12 protein-coding genes are annotated in these 17,661 nt (G+C 45.7%); 8 read left to right on the forward strand and 4 right to left on the reverse strand.

Features of this window, described 5'->3' with window-relative positions; genetic code table 11:
* Positions 1 to 153 precede the first annotated feature (153 nt).
* The 8 genes from ACUVXA_RS04215 to ACUVXA_RS04250 all read left to right on the forward strand — a co-directional run bounded on the left by ACUVXA_RS04215 (position 154) and on the right by ACUVXA_RS04250 (position 12,441).
* The gene (locus tag ACUVXA_RS04215; protein ID WP_445869989.1) at positions 154 to 1,386 is read left to right on the forward strand and encodes a phosphoglycerate kinase; all 1,233 of its coding nucleotides are present in this window, start codon (positions 154 to 156) and stop codon (positions 1,384 to 1,386) included.
* Between the two features lie 20 nt (positions 1,387 to 1,406).
* Entirely contained in the window at positions 1,407 to 2,657 is a 1,251-nt protein-coding gene (locus tag ACUVXA_RS04220; RefSeq protein ID WP_445869990.1) for a 2,3-bisphosphoglycerate-independent phosphoglycerate mutase, read from the forward strand.
* A 90-nt stretch (positions 2,658 to 2,747) separates the two neighbouring features.
* On the forward strand, positions 2,748 to 4,448 hold the full coding sequence (locus ACUVXA_RS04225; RefSeq protein WP_445869991.1) for a thiamine pyrophosphate-binding protein: 1,701 nt from the start codon (positions 2,748 to 2,750) through the stop codon (positions 4,446 to 4,448).
* A gap of 49 nt (positions 4,449 to 4,497) precedes the next feature.
* Entirely contained in the window at positions 4,498 to 5,931 is a 1,434-nt protein-coding gene (locus ACUVXA_RS04230) for an FAD-binding oxidoreductase (protein WP_445869992.1), read from the forward strand.
* Positions 5,932 to 6,082: 151 nt separating this feature from the next.
* On the forward strand, positions 6,083 to 7,522 hold the full coding sequence (locus ACUVXA_RS04235) for an FAD-binding oxidoreductase (protein WP_445869993.1): 1,440 nt from the start codon (positions 6,083 to 6,085) through the stop codon (positions 7,520 to 7,522).
* On the forward strand, positions 7,522 to 8,709 hold the full coding sequence (locus ACUVXA_RS04240) for a (Fe-S)-binding protein (protein ID WP_445869994.1): 1,188 nt from the start codon (positions 7,522 to 7,524) through the stop codon (positions 8,707 to 8,709). The genes ACUVXA_RS04235 and ACUVXA_RS04240 overlap by 1 nt, the downstream gene beginning before the upstream one ends.
* A 176-nt stretch (positions 8,710 to 8,885) precedes the next feature.
* Positions 8,886 to 10,571 carry a dihydroxy-acid dehydratase gene (ilvD, locus tag ACUVXA_RS04245; RefSeq protein WP_445869995.1) on the forward strand — a complete coding sequence of 562 codons (1,686 nt, stop codon included), beginning with the start codon at positions 8,886 to 8,888 and terminating at the stop codon, positions 10,569 to 10,571.
* Positions 10,572 to 10,689: 118 nt separating this feature from the next.
* Positions 10,690 to 12,441, forward strand: a complete 1,752-nt coding sequence (locus tag ACUVXA_RS04250) for a thiamine pyrophosphate-binding protein (protein WP_445869996.1) — start codon at positions 10,690 to 10,692, stop codon at positions 12,439 to 12,441.
* Positions 12,442 to 12,598: 157 nt separating this feature from the next.
* Here ACUVXA_RS04250 and ACUVXA_RS04255 read toward each other — a convergent pair whose 3' ends face one another.
* The 4 genes from ACUVXA_RS04255 to ACUVXA_RS04270 all read right to left on the reverse strand — a co-directional run bounded on the left by ACUVXA_RS04255 (position 12,599) and on the right by ACUVXA_RS04270 (position 17,526).
* Positions 12,599 to 13,675, reverse strand: coding sequence for a Gfo/Idh/MocA family protein (locus ACUVXA_RS04255; RefSeq protein ID WP_445869997.1), 1,077 nt, complete (start codon positions 13,673 to 13,675; stop codon positions 12,599 to 12,601).
* 169 nt (positions 13,676 to 13,844) lie between these two features.
* Positions 13,845 to 14,138: a MoaD/ThiS family protein gene (locus ACUVXA_RS04260; RefSeq protein WP_445869998.1), complete on the reverse strand. Its 294-nt coding sequence runs from the start codon at positions 14,136 to 14,138 to the stop codon at positions 13,845 to 13,847.
* 203 nt (positions 14,139 to 14,341) lie between these two features.
* Positions 14,342 to 16,195, reverse strand: a complete 1,854-nt coding sequence (locus ACUVXA_RS04265) for an aldehyde ferredoxin oxidoreductase family protein (protein ID WP_445869999.1) — start codon at positions 16,193 to 16,195, stop codon at positions 14,342 to 14,344.
* Between the two features lie 5 nt (positions 16,196 to 16,200).
* Positions 16,201 to 17,526, reverse strand: a complete 1,326-nt coding sequence (locus tag ACUVXA_RS04270) for a DUF362 domain-containing protein (protein WP_445870000.1) — start codon at positions 17,524 to 17,526, stop codon at positions 16,201 to 16,203.
* Positions 17,527 to 17,661 lie beyond the last annotated feature (135 nt).

The raw sequence follows: 17,661 nt of genomic DNA on the forward strand, positions 1-17,661 counted from the left end.
GTCTTTTTATTAGTTTTTAGGGGAGCAATATTTAATATGGATGGTTATTTTAGATTTCTGTATTGTTATTCGGTAAGTGATTTTGAGGATTGTGATGGCTAATAGGGTGACTTTTGAGTCTCGAGCTGATTGTTTTTAGTGGAGTTGGTTGTTATGGTTAAGAGGTTTTATACTCTGGATGATTTTGATTTTGGTGGGAAGACTGTGCTGTTGCGTGTTGACTTTAATAGTCCTGTGGATCTGGATTCTGGTAGGGTTTCGGATGACTCGCGTATTAGAGTTCATGTTACCACTTTTGAGGAGTTGGTTGGAGAGGGGGCGCGGGTGGTGGTTCTTGCTCATCAGGGTCGTAAGGGTGATCCGGATTTTATTTCTTTGAGACAGCATACTGAAATTCTTGGTGACATTTTGGGTATGTCTGTGGGTTTCGTAGATGATGTGTTTGGAGAGAAGGCGATTACTGCGATTAAAAATTTGAAAAATGGTGAGATTTTGGTTTTGGAGAACGTTCGATTTACTGCTGAGGAGAAGGCTAAGATGCCTCCTGAGAAATTGGTGGAAACGGATTTTGTGCGTTCTCTCTCTGGGGTTGCGGATTACTACGTTAATGACGCTTTTAGTGCGGCTCATCGGGCTGATGCCTCTCTGGTGGCCTTCCCTCAGGTTTTGCCTGCTGTTGCGGGGAGGATTATGGAGCGTGATGTTAAGATTCTTGATAAGGTTTCTAAGGATCCTGAGAAACCAGCTGTGTATGTTCTCGGCGGTTTGAAGCTGGAGGATACTTTCGCAGTAATCAGGCATGTGCTCGGGAATGATATATCTGACAGGGTTCTAGTTACGGGCCTGGTTGCCAACAGTTATCTCTTGGCTAAGGGATATAACTTGGGTGAGGTTAACCAGTCATTTATAGAGAAGAAGGGACATCTTGAGTATCTTTCTTCTGCAAAAGAGATTCTGGCTAAATTCGGAGATAGAATAGAATTACCAGTGGATTTGGCATATGATAATGAGGGGAAGAGGATTGAGATCGGCTTGGAAGATTTACCCGTGGAGAAGCCCATAAAGGATATAGGGAGCAGAACCATTGAGAAGTATTCCCATATACTTCAGGAAGCAAAAACCATAGTGCTAAACGGTCCTTCGGGAGTATTTGAGGAGGAAAACTTCGCAGCGGGAACAAAAATGCTATTTGAGGCGGTAGCTAAGTCTCAGGCTTTTTCTCTGGTGGGAGGCGGACACACCACGGCAGCACTTCACAGGTTCAAACTGGAGACACGGATTTCCTACTCTACGGTTGCGGGGGGTGCTTTCATAACCTACATATCGGGCGAAAAGCTGCCTGCTATAGAAGCCCTTAAAAAGTCTTATGAGAAATACTCCAAATAGTGTTTCAGGTGATTATGTAAATGAAAGCGTTGCTAATCGTTTCCGACGGTATGGGAGACCGACCTAACAAGAAACTTGGGGGTAAAACTCCGCTTCAGGCTGCTGAAACCCCAAATCTTGATTACGTTGCTAAGATTGGTTGCTGTGGAATTATGGACACCATATCCCCCGGGATTCCTCCTGGAAGCGATACAGCTCATCTCGCCATTTTCGGCTACGATCCTTACGAATATTATACGGGTCGCGGTGCATTTGAAGCTCTGGGCGTAGGGATACGCATCTATCCCGGGGATGTGGCTTTTCGCGCAAATTTCGCCACCTTTGAAGAACAGGAGAATGGGCTTCTGGTAACGGATCGCAGGGCGGGAAGAAAGGTTCCCGAGGGGGGTAAACTAGCTGAGAAACTGAACAAGTACCGTTTGAAAACTGCTAAGGATGTGAAGTTCAGGTTTGAGCACAGTGTGGAGCATCGCGGAGTGCTAGTGCTTAGTGGTTCCGGTTTATCCTATAAGGTTTCAGACACGGATCCGCATGAAACTCTGCAGATGGTACACGAATGTAAACCTCTGGACGATTCCAAGGAGGCTTTAAAGACTGCAAAAATTGTTAATGAGTTAAACACTGCTTTTCACGAAATTTTGAAAAATAATCCTTTGAATCAGGAAAGAATCAGTAGAGGAGAGCCCCCAGCAAACGGAGTTCTACTGAGGGGAGCCGGAATATTACCAAAGGTAACCCCCTTAAACCAGATGTATGGAGTATCATGCTCCTGTGTGGCTGCCGCAGCCCTGTATAGAGGAGTTGCTGCTGCGGTGGGAATGAAACTTTTTAAGGCTCCAGGAGACACGGCAACTTATGAAACAGATGAGGAGTCTATAGCTAGAACCGTTCTGGACATCCTTCCCGAAAACGATCTGGTATTCATCCATTTCAAACCTACTGATAATGCAAGTCATGATGGGAACCCGGAGTTGAAGGCAAAAATGATTGAGAAACTGGATAACATGGTTGGGAAACTGGTAGAAGGAATTGACTTGGAAAACGAGCACTACATTGCGGTGACCGCGGATCACACAACCCCTTGCAGTGTCCAGGAACACACCGGGGAACCAGTGCCCCTAGTAATGGCGGGACCAGGAGTGAGAACCGACCAAACCACGGCTTTTAGCGAAATAGATTGCCAGAGAGGAGGATTGGGAAGACTGAGGGGTAAAGACATTATGCCCATTATAATGGACTATCTCGGAAAAACAAGAATATTCGGATCTTGAAGAGAAAAACTTATTTTCAGAAATCTTGGCATAATTCTTTTTATATTAAAACATATATTATTAAATTTTAAAGTATGGAGGTCTCCCTTAATGGTTACTGCTAAGGGTAATAGAGCAATAGTGGATGCACTCATACAAAATGGGGTAGAGTACATTTTTGGAATTTGCGGTACCTCAGTCGCCGGATTTCTATCCGCACTAGGCACAGAAGAGAGTATAAAATATGTAATTACGCGCCACGAGCGCGGTGCGGGTAGCATGGCCGACGGCTACGCCCGCGCCAGTGGAAAGGCTGGTGTTTGCCAGATGCACTCTGGTCCAGGCACCCTAAATGGTGTGCTAAGCATAGTGGATGCTTACAGAGATTCCTCACCGGTGGTCCTGCTTGCAGGTCAGGTAGCGAGAAGGTATATTGGACGTGACATCTTCGGTGAGGCTAACCAGTTTGCGGTTCTCGAACCTTACACCAAGCATCGTGAACGCATCGGTCGGGTTCAGGATGTTCCCAGGATTATTAATAACGCTTTTTACTTGGCGCAAGCCGGAAGGCCGGGTCCCGTGATGGTTGAGATGCCCGAGGACATCTATGATGAGGAAGGAGAAGTAGAAACAGAGTATATGATAAAGGTGGATTCCCAGAGCGTTTCCCCCTCGATGGTGGAGGAAGCAACGGAGAGACTAATAAAAGCTGAGAAACCGGTCATCTTAGCTGGCGGCGGCGTAATACGGTCCAACGCTTCCGAGGAGCTTAAAACCATATCCGAAATGCTTCAAATACCCGTGACCACAACTCAAAACGGTAGGGGATGCTTTCCCGAGGATCACCCCCTAGCGCTGGGTGTGAGCGGATGGTGTGGCGGAATCAGTATTGCTGACGATGCTCTGGAAGAGGCCGACGTTGTTCTCGGGGTAGGCTGTACAATCTCCTCACTAACCACCTACAATTTCACAACACCCATCAAAGGAGACATAATACAAATTAATATTGACCCCTCAGCATTGGGTGTAAATTATCACTGTGATTATGGTATTGTTGGAGATGCCAAAACCGTTCTTTTGGAAATGATAAGAATTCTTGATTCGAAGGGAGCTAGGAGTAAATTGACCTCAGTGGTAGAGGAATTAAAAAAGAAGAAAACGGAGTGGAACGCAATCTGGGGAGCGGATGTAAACTCTGATAGTGTACCGATAAAGCCTCAGCGTTTACTCCGAGACGTTCAGAAAGCAATTCCCAAAAAGTCCATAGTGGTCGCAGGAGCAGGCCTCCACAGACTGTTCATAACCGCCTTTATGCAAACATATTATCCTAGAACCTTCCTCGGCTCAGTTAATCTGGGATCCATGGGCTTCGCTTTCCCCGCAGCAATAGGTGCAAAGGCTGCTAAACCCGAAGAACCAGTGGTGTGTGTGGTTGGAGACGGAGACTTCATGATGACCTTACAGGATCTGGAAACCGCAGTAAGATGCGGCTTCAATGTGGTGACCGTCATAATGAACAATAACTCTTATGCCGCGCCGAAAATGTTTCAAAAAGTAAACTTCGGAACCGATTTCGGAAGCGACTACACCAACCCGGACTTTGCCAAAGTAGCCGAAAACTTCGGAGCCTGCGGCTGGAGGGTAGAAAAGCCTGACGAGATTGTTGACACAGTCAAAAGCGCGCTGGACTGTGGAAAACCCGCAGTCATCGACGTATTAATAGACCCGGACGCGTTTCCGCCCCTAAACCTCAAAGCAAGCGGAAGACTGAGAAACATCGATGCGGAAAAGGTAGTAAGTGAACTACGCTGAGCTAAAATTTCATCAACTTTTCCAAGATAGGGAATTAGGTGAATCAACAATGAACCAAAAAGAAATATACCACGCCCTCACCGCGATTGTTGGCGAAGATGATGTCACCATAGACCCGGTGGAACTCCTAGCCTACTCGTTGGACGCCTCACAGCTAAAAGCAGTACCGGTAGCGGTTGTGAGACCGGAAAACAAAGAAGAGATGAGTGAGATCCTCAAATTCGCCGATGAAAACAAGATACCGGTAACACCACGAGGAGCGGGTACCAGCACCGCGGGACAATCAATTGCCTACAATAATGGAATCCTAATAGACCTAGTAAAGATGGACAAAATCTTGGACCTCAACCTAAAAGACAGAGTGGTGGTTGTGCAACCCGGAGTAATCTACGGAGAACTAAACAAAGAATTGAGAAAGCATGGTTACTGCTTCCCACCGGATCCGGGCTCCGCAATCGCCTGCACCGTGGGGGGAATGGTGGGAAACAACGCCAGCGGCGTAAGAGCACTAAAATACGGGGCAACAGTAGACCACGTGCTTGGACTAGAGATGGTGCTTCCCGGAGGCAAAATAATTAGAACCGGGGGGCGAGTCTGGAAATCATCCTCAGGCTACAATCTCACCCGACTTCTCGTAGGTTCAGAGGGAACCCTAGGAGTCTTCACCGAAATCATTCTGAAGATCACTCCCGCACCCCAGTACACCGCGCTAATAATGCCGGTTTTCGAGAAATTTGACCAAGGATTAGAAGCAGCTACAGAAATCATAAATACCGGAATCCTGCCCTCAGCAATGGAAATTCTAGACGACCTCTGTCTCATGGTAATGAACTCGATTTTAGAAGAGAAACTACCACAGGCGGGCGCAGTACTATTTATTGAAGTCGACGGAAACAATGAGGAAGCAGTGAAAGAAGGAGCAGAAATGGTCCGAAACATCTGTGAAAAAGTAGGAGTAAAAGAAATAATACACTCCACGGACCCAGAGAGAACCGAAGAACTATGGAACCTAAGACACACCCTAGCCAACCTACTGGCAAAAATAAGGGGAGAAAAAATGGCCATAAGCAGCATCATGGACTTCGCAGTACCCATCTCACAAGTACCAGAAGCGGTAAAAGAGATAAAAGCACTAGCAGCCAAAGAACAAAGACTCATGGCGGCCCTGGGACATATCGGAGATGGAAACGTACACTTCGGTTCAGCTATTAACGTGGAAGATCCTAAGGAACGGGAAGCCGCAACCAAATTTTCAAGAGAGGCGGCAGAGATTATTATAAAAAAGTATGATGGTACTATCACCGCAGAACATGGGCTGGGCCAAGCCAAATCGCACCTTGTGACTCTTGAGCATGGTGACACCCTGGAGCTTATGCGTGGGATTAAGAGGGTTTTTGACCCGAACAACATTATGAATCCTATGGTGATGGGTCTCACAGAGATTCCAAAGGATGAATACGTTTACATGCCCGGAGCAGAATAATAGTTGATAGGAATTAAATAAAAGATGTGAGTTATTGGAGGGAACTTAATTTATTAGAAAAGAATGTTTAAAGATCTATTTCTTTATTAGGGATAAAAAATATAATTAGAATAATTCTCTGTAAGGTAGAGATTTTTTGGGTGAATATTGAATGGAGCAAAAGGAAATTTTCAACGCCCTTGCGGCGATTGTTGGCGAAGACGACGTTACTATTGATCCAGTGGAACTGTTAGCCTACGCTTCGGACGCATCATTTCTGAGAGCGAGCCCCATAGCCGTCGCGAGACCGGAAAACAAGGAAGAGGTTGCTGAGATCCTTAAATTCGCTGATGAAAACAGGGTACCGATAACTCCGCGAGGAGCGGGAACAAGTTATGCTGGGCAGTCCCTAGCATACAATGACGCGATTCTAATCGATTTTGTCAAGATGGATAAAATATTAGAAATTAATCTAAAAGATAGAGTTGTGGTGGTTCAACCGGGCGTTATCTATGGAGAATTAAACGAAGAGCTTAGAAAGCACGGTTACTGCTTCCCACCAGACCCGGGCTCCGCAATCGCCTGCACAGTTGGGGGAATGGTGGGAAACAACGCCAGCGGAGTTAGAGCGTTAAAGTACGGGGCAACTATAGATCATGTGCTCGGACTGGAGGTGGTTCTCCCGGGAGGAAAGATCATTAGAACCGGAGGACGAGTCTGGAAAAGTTCATCGGGTTATAATCTGACTAGACTTCTTGTGGGCTCGGAGGGAACCCTAGGAGTATTTACGGAAATCATTTTGAAGATCACTCCGGCACCAAAATACACCGCGATGATAATGCCAGCTTTCAAGGAGTACAACCAAGGACTAGAGGCAGCTACAGAAATCATAAATGCCGGAATCCTGCCCTCAGCAATGGAGATATTGGACGACATATGCATTATGGTTCTAAACTCCGCACTGGGAGAGAAGGAGAAACTTCCACAAGTGGGCGCAGTGTTATTCATTGAAGTTGATGGGAGTAACGAGGAAGTAGTGAAAGAGGAAGGAGAGATAATTAGGGATGTCTGTGAAAAGATAGGAGTGCAACAGATTATATACTCCACGGATCCTGATAGAACAGAGGAGCTTTGGAGACTCAGACACTCACTGGCGAATCTATTAGCAAAGGTGAGGGGTGAGAATATGGCCATAAACAGCATCATGGACTTTGCGGTTCCCATTTCACAGGTACCAGACGCCGTGAAGGAGGTTAAGGGAATAGCTTCCAAGTATGGGAGACTTATGGCTGCTTTCGGGCACATCGGCGATGGAAACGTTCATATGGGTAGTGCTATTGATGTTGCGGATCCTAAAGCCAGGGAGACGGCTGTGAAATTTTCCAGAGAGGCTGCGGAGGCGATTATAAAGAAGTACGGTGGTACTCTGTCTGCTGAGCATGGTGTTGGGATGGCAAAGTCGGCGTTTATTATGATGGAGCATGAGGATACTCTGGAGTTGATGCGTGGTATTAAGAGAGTTTTTGATCCCAATAATATTATGAATCCTATGGTAATGGGACTAACCGAAATTCCTAAGGACGAATATGTTTATATGGCAGGTGTTAGGTAATGGGGACAAATGAGGAAGAGAAAAGGAAAGCTATGGAAGATTGGGAGAAACTGAAGGCGGCGGAGAAACAATCTCTGCAGGATTATCGCACGGAGCTTGCTATGTGTAATATTTGTGCTTTTTGTAGGATTCGTTGCCCGGTTTACCAGCAGGTTAAATGGGAGTCGGTGACTCCGAGGGGTAAGATGCAGATTCTGCGGAATGTGGTTAAGGGCTGGATTAAACCCACACCGGAGGTTGCGAGAAGGATTTTCTCGTGTACTACTTGTCAGATTTGTAATGATCAGTGTGATGCGGAGGTTAATCCCTTTAACATTCTTAAGGTTGCCAGAAAGGAATTTACCGCACAGGGTCTGGGACCTCTTTCTGCGGAGAAAAAGATGGATAGGAGGATAGTGGAGTATAAGAATCCTTACAAGGAGCCTCAGGAAGATCGTTTCAACTGGTTGGAAGTGGAGGTTCCTAAGACCGCGGATACTTTGCTTTACTTCGGCTGTGTGACCGCTTACCGGTACGGAGAAACTGGGAGAGCCATTGTGGAACTGCTCAAGAAGGCGGGGTACGATTTTACAATCACTCCGGATGAAGGTTGCTGTGGTATGCACCCGTACTGGGATGGGGAGATGAAGCTTAGCGTGGATATAGCTAAGGAGAATATTGAGATTTTCAAGAAGACCGGGGCGAAAAAGATTGTAACTGCCTGTGCTGGATGCTACTCAACGTTTAAGAATGCGTATCCGGAGCTGGTGGATAACTTCGACTTCGAGCTGGTGCACTTCTCGGAGCTTCTCTTGGAACTTATTAAGAATGGTAAGTTGAAACTCAAGAAAACCAACCCGATGAAGGTGACCTATCATGATCCCTGCCACTTGGGAAGACACTCTGGAGTGTTTGATGCTCCTCGTGAGGTAATCAAATCGATTCCAGGTGTGGAACTTGTAGAGATGGAGCATAGTGGCAGAGACTCTCAGTGTTGTGGTGGAGGTGGAGGTTACTTCACCGAGTTTCCGGAAGACGCTGTGGAAATCGCTGAGAAACGGGTACGCGAAGCCGAAGAAACCGGGGCAGACGCGTTGGTCACAACCTGTCCTCTGTGTAAAACGAATCTGGATCTTGCGATTAAGAGATTGGATTCAAACCTTAAACTGTACGACTTGTCTGATCTGGTTCTGGAGCATCTGGCATAGGTACAGAACAGTATCCAGTCGTCTACCATCCATTTTTTATTGTCCTTTTTTTCAAATCTTTTATTTTAAGATAGTATTGGATAGTTTTCATTGTAGGGTTGATACTTTACGGATAGGAATATAAAGTAAGTTAAGTTTATGCGATTATACGAATTCTTTGAGGGTTGTGAGTTTTTATGAAGAAAGAAGTGTTAAGAAGTGATCTGATTAAGAGGGGATTCCAGAGATGCACTCAGCGGGCGCTTCTTAAATCTACGGGTAAAGATGATGAATCCATAGAGAAACCCTGGATAGCCGTGGTTAATTCTTGGAATGAGATTGTTCCGGGTCATGTGCATTTAAGAAGGATCGGTAAGGCTGTCAAAGAAGGGATCAACGCGGCTGGAGGTACGCCTTTTGAGTTTGACACTATTGCGGTTTGTGACGGTTTATGTCAGGGAACCATAGGTATGAGATACGCTTTGCCCAGTCGAGACCTCATAGCGGATTCTATAGAGATTATGGTTCAGGCTCACATGTTTGACGCCATGGTTCTCATCCCCTCATGTGATAAAACGGTTCCAGGACACCTAATGGCTGCTGCCAGAGTGAATATACCTTCCATTGTTGTTACTGGGGGTCCTATGCTTCCCGGAGTTTATAAGGGTCGGAAAATTACAACGGTGGAGATGAGAGAATTTGTAGGGAAATTTCAGGTAGGTGAGATCGATGAGGAGGAGCTTGGTGTAATTGAGGGATTAGCCTGTCCGGGTCCCGGTTCTTGTGCTATGTTTGGTACCGCTAACACCATGGCGGTGGTAACTGAAGCTTTGGGCATGTCGCTTCCGGGCTGCGCAACTGCTCATGCTGTGGATGCGAAAAAGATTCGCATAGCTAAGCAGTCAGGTATGAGGGTAGTTGAACTTTTAGAAGAGGGTTTGCTTCCAAGGGATATCATGACGCTTCAAGCGTTTGCAAACGCCACAATTGTGGAATTGGCTCTGGGAGGCTCTCTTAACGCCACTCTACACATACCAGCAATAGCGAGAGAGGCAAAGGTGGAATTTGACCTTGAAAAAATTGATGAATTAAACAGGGTGACCCACCACATCTGTAATCTGCTACCATCCGGACCTCACAACCTTAAGGATCTTGATGAGGCGGGGGGAATACCGGCGGTTATGAAGGAGTTGAGCGGAATTCTTAATCTCGATGCCATAACAGTAACCGGAAAATCTGTGGAAGAGAACATCAGGGATGCTAGAGGATTAAGACCAGAAGTCATAAGGCCATTTACTGATCCTTTTCACAAAGAAGGGGGATTGGCGGTTCTTAAAGGAAATCTGGCTCCAAAAGGCTCTGTATGCAAACATATTGCTGTGGTTGACAAAATGCTGGTACATAGGGGCCCTGCAAAGGTTTTTGAATCCATGGAAGATGCTATTGAGGACATCTTGGCCGGCGACATTGTAGCGGGTGACATTTTGGTAGTTAGATATGAGGGTCCTAGGGGAGGCCCGGGGATGCGTGAAATGCATCAGATAACCTCTATTATAAACGGGATGGGACTTGGGGACAAGGTAGCGTTAATAACTGATGGTCGTTTTTCCGGTTCCACCAGAGGAGCTATGATTGGGCATGTATCTCCAGAAGCTGCTGAGGGAGGAGCCATAGCAGTGGTGAAAAATGGAGACATAATCTCATATAATATTCCGGCAAGGCAACTGAGCCTCGAAATACCGGATGAGGAGCTTAGAAGACGGCTTAAAGAGTGGAGAGATAATCCTCCAAAACTCAAAGAAGTTGATGGTTATCTTAGGCGTTACCAGTATCTAGTTACCTCTACTAATAGAGGAGCGTTGCTTGAAACTCCCAATGATTAAACCAGTTAGGGGTATGGGAAGCCTTTCAGAGTTTCATAAAGAGTGATTACAATAAAAGTTTTTAGGAAAGGAGCACATAGATTCAATAAAAATTTAGGATACTATTGGGGTGTGATTTTTGCCTTATTTAACTGGTGGAGAGATCATCGCTAAAACCATTTTGAATGAGAATATCCCCTACGTTGTGGGAATTCCGGGACATGGTAATTTGGGTTTGGTGGATGCTTTTAAGGAACATGAGGTTCCCATTATTCAGGTTAGGCATGAGCAGTCTGCCTGTCACTTAGCGGACGGTTATTGTAGAGTTACTGGTAAACCGTTAGCGGTTTTCACTTCTATAGGTCCTGGTGCCTGTAACACGGTTATTGGTGCAGCCACCGCCTACCTAGACAGCATTCCTATGCTGATTTTTACCGGTTCGGTTCACACTTACATGTTTGGAAGAGGAGTTCTACAGGAGATTGAGAGAAAACGTTGGGCGGACTTTCCTAGAGTTATGGAGCCTGTGGTAAAGAAGAGTTACCAGGTAACCAGAGTTGACCAGTTACCGTGGGTTTTAAACAATGCCCTCAGAGCTGCTCTAGGTGGTAGACCGGGCCCGGTGCACATAGATTTACCCATGGATGTTCAGGCAGAGGCGGCCGAAGTGGAACTTCCAGAACCCGTGGGTTCTAATCTGGGAGGAAGAGTTCAGGGTGATCCTCAGAAAATCCTTGAAGCCGCCAAACTTCTGGCAAAGGCTGAGAGACCGGCAATTCTTGCTGGTGGAGGAGTAATCCTCTCAAACGCGGAAAAAGAGCTGGTAGAGCTGGCAGAATTTCTGGGAGCCCCGGTAATAACAACCATGATGGGCAAGGGTGTAATCCCAGAGGACCATCCACTAAACGCTTTCTACACTGGTTCCAAGGGTTCACCGGTGGGAAGCAAGATTGGAAGGGAAGCAGATGTGATTCTTGCGGTGGGATGCCGCTTTGCTGACGAAACCGCCAGCTCCTATAAGTCCGGTGAATCTTTCAGTATTCCCCCCACCAAACTGATACACGTGGACATTGACCCTGGAGAAATCGGAAAAAACTATCCGGTCGAGGTGCCGATACTGGGTGATGCAAAGAGTGTTCTGGGAGAGCTACTCAAAGCCCTTCAAAAAATAACTTCAAAGAGGAAGTATGAGCAATCAGACTACTTTAAGGAACTAAGCAAACTCAAGGAAGACTGGGAAAAAGAGTTGCAAAAGCTGAGGGAAGGTTTTCCCACTACAATATCTCGCTACCTCAAGGAATTGAGGAAAGCTTTGCCCCGTGAAACCATAGTGGTGACAAGCGCTGGCCACGCCCAAGCATCAGGGTGGCAAGAGTTCCCAGTCTATTATTCTAGGACGCATATTTCCCCCGGTGGATTTTCAACCATGGGATTCGGTGTTCCCGCAGCCATTGGAGCCAAACTAGCCAAACCAGAGGTCCCAGTCATTGTCATTGAGGGAGATGGTTCATTCCTCATGACCTGCCAAGAATTAGCAACAGCCATCCAGTATGAAGTGCCTATATTGGTTACTATCTTCAATAATTATGGCTGGATCGCGATACGCGACCTGCAAATGGATGTTTACGGAAAAGAAAGAGACTACGGTGTGGAGTTTAGAAACAAAGCCGGAGAACTCTACTCTCCAGATTACGTGAAGCTAGCCGAATCCTTTGGATGCTACGCAGAAAAAATAGATAAGGGTGAACAAGTAGAAGCAGCTGTTGAAAACGCAATGAACTCCAGTAAACCCGCAGTAATAGAATTAGAGGTGGCTATAGAGTATCCGAGAAGCCAAGGTAAAGCGTATGGCTGGTGGGATGTTCCAATACCCAAATACCTAAAAAAATAGAGACTACAACTCCAATCTTAGCTTTAAGCTTAAGAAAAACAAAAATGAATTAAGGAATATGCCTGTGTGCAGTTCCTTTTTTTCTCCATTTTTATTCTTTCTCAGTTTCTTTAAGACACTCTTATAAATCCTACAAGAATATTGAGTTAACTTTTCTCTATTTAACTTCGTCTGGACTTATTTCCTTGTGGGTTTCCGCGGATTTGAGGGCAGCGAGGGCAAATTGGAGAACCTTTTTTCCTTCCTCACCAGACAGTATTGGCTCCTTGTCTTCCAATATTGCATAAATAAAGTGAAGAGTGGAGTCAATGAAGCTGTCCGCCCAATCACATCGAAGGTTCTCAAATCGTGTCAATTCTCCATCCCTATACATGATGACCGATGGAATATCAAGCAATTGCCCAGTGCACTGGTTGACCCAGATATAACCCTTTGTTCCAGTAATTTCCACCCTCTCGTCAGTGCCATAATATTTGGAGTTAATTTTCATATCGGGAGCGAAAGATGTGTCCCAGACCCCCAGTTTTCCAGGAGACTTGTACTTCCACATAATTATGGCTGGAGAATCAAGGCATAATCCGGGTCCCAGCTCCGTGGTTTCAATCCAAGAAAATACCTTTTCCACATCTCCCATGAAGTAGCGTGCTATGGAGAACTTGTGGTAGCCGTCATCCCAGATGGTGGGTCCTCCGCCACACTGGTCTGGTGTAAACCGCCACATCCAAGCCTCCAGGGGCACCTCCCAGCCACACTCCACCGAGCCCGATGTCATCTTAATTCGAATCATGTGGGGCTCACCGATCTCTCCGGCATCCATTAGCTCCTTTGCCTTCCGGTAAGGTGGGTAGAAAATAAAGTTTTCATAAACCTTGAACTTGACCCCTGCCTTTCTGGCGGCGCTTATCATCTCATCCATTTCTTTAACATTCATGGCGGGTGGCTTCTGAACCGATAAGTGTTTGCCAGCCTCAGCAGCGGCAATGGCAACCTCTTTGTGCAAAAAGTGGGGAAGCAGTATCTCCACCAAGTCCACTTGTTCGTCCTTGAGCAAATCATTGTAATCTCGGTAAATTTTAGCTTCGGATAAACCATACTCTTTAGCCTTCTTTTTTGCTCTCACTCCTCTTGAATCGCAAAGAGCCACGATCTTAGCCTTATCAGTCTGGAGATAACCAAGAACATTAAGGTCGAAAATCCGACCACACCCGATAATTCCAACACCCAGAGGTAACAATTTCAACACCCTAATATATTTATATACCCGAATTACCAAAATAACCGGTTTTACACCAAACTAACATTTGATATGATATGAATTGTTAAATAAAAATTACTAATTTTTCTTATAAATCTGGAGACCACATTTGATAATAAAACACCAAAAAAGTTTGATTAAAAGACATTTATCCCCCGGCGAAAGCCATGGTTAACTCTACCTTGGAGCCCTCCTTCAGCATCACCCTATCATAACCACCTTGTTCCATGGGGTCCTCCCCGTCAACAACCACCATAACCAGTGGTTTAAGCTCTTTCTCCTTTTTATTCCACAACTTATCATACAGCCCATCCCCCTTATGCTGCTTAACAATTAAATTCATCAAATCCGTAAGCAAAGAATCCTTCGGTAAATCATACTCCTCTAAAGAAGTGCCAGCAAGCTGCTTAATCACACCATAGTACTTGACAGTAACCCTCATCTAACCACCTTAAAGAATCATGAATCAAAGGTAAGCAATCAGCAAGTTTAATTAATTGACCAATAATATTTCAGTCTTTTGGCTTTGATGGCACACTCGCAACAACACACCATAACACTTTCACATAATTAATAACTTTAAATAGAAGCAAAAAACCATAAAAAAAAGAAAAAAGGAAAGAAGAGCCACTTAAAAATTTATTATTACTCGCCCCAGAGATCCTTAGCCACATCAGGCAAACCGATAATAATCAATCGGTCCTTGGTGGGAATAGCGTTCTCAGTCCAGCCCCGAAACGCGTAGTAGTCCTTCATCATGTCATCCATCGGCGGAACCTTACCCTTCTGACCACCCTCCTTAGTAGGCTGCAGCAAACGCTTAGGAAGCTTATTATCCTCAGCAGTCATACCGGCACGCACACAATAAGCCCACTTCAAATTAAACAACCGGTCAGCGGTAATTTTCAAAGTCAACTCATCAATATTCCAACCACAACAATACTTAAACGCATCCAAAAACGTCGGCGTACTCATAGCCGTCCCACCAAACATGCATATCACTCCAGCTCCTAGCACCGCGAAGACATCTTGCATAGTTGCGGTGAGTGTACCCTTCCCGGTGGGGTCAAACCTCCCAGTTCTCTTCGTTATTCCTGCTGGCGGTTGCAGCAGTCCCATATCTGCAATTGAGGGATAGCCGGTTACGTGGCAAGCACCCCGGGGAGCAGTGGCATACTCGACTCCCATGCTGTAGAATGCCCTGGGATCGTGCATTGGAGCTTCCAATCCTTTGACTGTGGTGAGGAAGTCGTGTCCTTTGCCTAGTTTGTCTGCTGCTGCTTGTGAGCCGTCGGCTAGGAGTTCTCCGGCTTTTCCTTCTCTTCTGACTATTTTTTCGGTGAGTTTGACTACTGCGTCGGGGTCTCCCCAGGCTAGTTCTATTCCGTCTATGTCTTGTTTTTTGATTATGCCTTTTTCGTAGGCTTCTATGGCCCAGGCTACTGTGGCTCCTGTGGAGATGGTGTCTACTCCGTAGTCGTTGCAGAGGTAGTTGATCCAGGATATTGGTTCGAGGTTGTCTATGAGTAGTAGTGCTCCGAATGTTCCGCAGGTTTCGTATTCTGGTCCTGGTCCTTCGTATTTGTAGGGTCCTTCTTTGATTTCTATCCATCTGCCGCATCTTATGGGGCAGTTGTAGCAGGCGGTTTGTTTTTTGAGTATGGTTTTGTACATGGCTCCGCCGCCGATTTTGTCTGTTCCTTCCCATTCTCCGAGCTGCCAGTTTTTAATGGGGATGTCCCCAAGGGGTTTCATAGAGTCCATAAAATATTCGGTTCCATATTTTCCTAGTCCCAGTGCGACCATGGGGTTGATTTCTATCCAGTGGGAATATTTTTTGATTTGTTCCTTTACCGCTTCGGGGTTTGCCCACTGTATTTCCCCTGTCCCTCTTATGGCTATGGCTTTGAAGTTTTTGCTTCCCATCACTGCTCCAGAGCCTCCTCTTCCTAAGGCGCGGGCTTCATCGTTTATGATGCATGCTAGTTTAGATTTTTTCTCTCCCGCTGGTCCTATGCATAGAACTCTGGCTTTTTTCTCTCCAATTTCTTCCTGGATCATTTCTTGGGTCTGGAAGGTTCCTTTCCCCCAGATTTTTGAGGCATCTCTGAGTTCATATTTGTTGTCTTTTACTGAGAGGTATACTGGTTTTTCGGACTTTCCTTCGATGACTATTCCGTCGTATCCTGCTCTCTTCATTTCGAAGGCGAAGAATCCGCCGGAGTTGGCTTCTCCGTAGCCGTGAGAGATTGGAGATTTGAATACTACGGTAAATCTTGAGCTACAGGGCAGGCCACCTGATAGGGGCCCGGTGAAGAAGTAGAGTTTATTTTTCTCATCGAATTCATCAATGTCAGGAGGGACCTCGTCATAGAGTAGTCGAGCTCCAAATCCACTACCTCCGATCCATGTTTTTGCCCATTGCTCATCTATAGGTACCTCTTTTATTTTTCCATCTGAAAGGTTTACTCTTAGATATTTACCCATCCATCCAAACATTTTCCTCACCTCACTTTTTGTAAGTCGGGGTGTTCAACTCGTTTGAATCCTTCTTTGGGAACAGGGTGTATCGTCTTGTAGAATTTCTTCAACGTGGAGCCTGCGGTTTGCGGGTATAGGAAGGTTGAGAGTGCTGATTCCATGGGTTCCACGGTTTTGAGCTCGTACTCCTTACTTCCTAATCCTATCTCTTGTCCTACGTTGCACTGAATGTCTTCACTTATACCCATGAAGGATCCTGCGGCACTGAATTTTGGTAAACCTGGAGCCGCTACAAATTTTTGTTCTGCCGCTGAGCCGGGCATTCCTATTGATTTTGTAGCCATATCTAGGCAGGCTCGGTCTAGCGCCACAGGATCTTTACCGGCGAAGATTCCCATGTTTGGAATGATGGGGCGGTCGGAATAGGGGATACAGTCGCACCAGGGAGTGCTGTCTATTGCAAAGTTTATGAATCCCACTTTTCCTGGTTCGAAGGTTTTCATGCAGGCGAGTGCCGAGTCAGCTATTGCAATGGAGCTTGCTTCAAGGGTGTCTAATACTTCTAGGGTTGCAAAAACGCCGCAGTCTAAGGTCATGAATAGATGGGCTAGGCAACCTTTGCACAGTTCTCGATTAAATTGAATCGGCCCGTCTTCTGGAACAAACAGCGCGCCTTCAGGACAGCAAGAAACACATGTCTCCCACTTCTCACATTCCCTACCATTACAGTATTGTGGGAAGTATCCTAACGCTTGCAAACCTAGTACGGGATGAACACCTAGATGTAGATTATATTTCCCTCTCTTAGATGCACATCCTACTCCAATGTTTTTAATGGACCCCCCGAAGACTCCCATGGGGTGTCCTTTGAAGTGGGTTAAAACTATCATAGCATCTGCACATGCTATTGCAGTTGCCACGTATTGTTCTTTGAGTATATATCCTTCGGGTAGGTCTACTCTGACATCGTCTGTTCCCAGGAAGCCGTCTCCGATTATTACGGGGCATCCCACTGTTCCTGAGTTGAAGCCGTTTCTTTCTATGGTCATGTACTCATCCCAAGCGTTTGTTCGGAACACGTAAGGCGCATACGGTAGAGTGGTTGTATCAACCACAAAGGGCTTTCCTCCAAGTTCTTTGACTTTGTCCACCATCGCTCTTACGTAGACTGGCCGGAGGTAGGCAGTATTGTTCCACTCACCCATGTGTAATTTTATTGCTACATAGTCGCCTTTATCTATACACTCGTTTAGTTTAGCTTCTTCGAATAGATGTAGTTCTTTTGCCACTAAGCTGGTTGCTGTACTTTCTGATCTGTCATCCATATATAATACTTCAGATTTTGCCAATTTTGCTCCTCCATATTTCTAAAAATAACCATTTTTGTAGTTAGTAATTTGTTGTTAAAGTATATTTACTTTTTTTCTAGTACAGTATTTGAAAATGAGTTTTTGGGGGTAGGGATACCCTTATAGTGGAGAGAA

It is taken from the genome of Candidatus Jordarchaeum sp. (genome assembly GCF_052745115.1).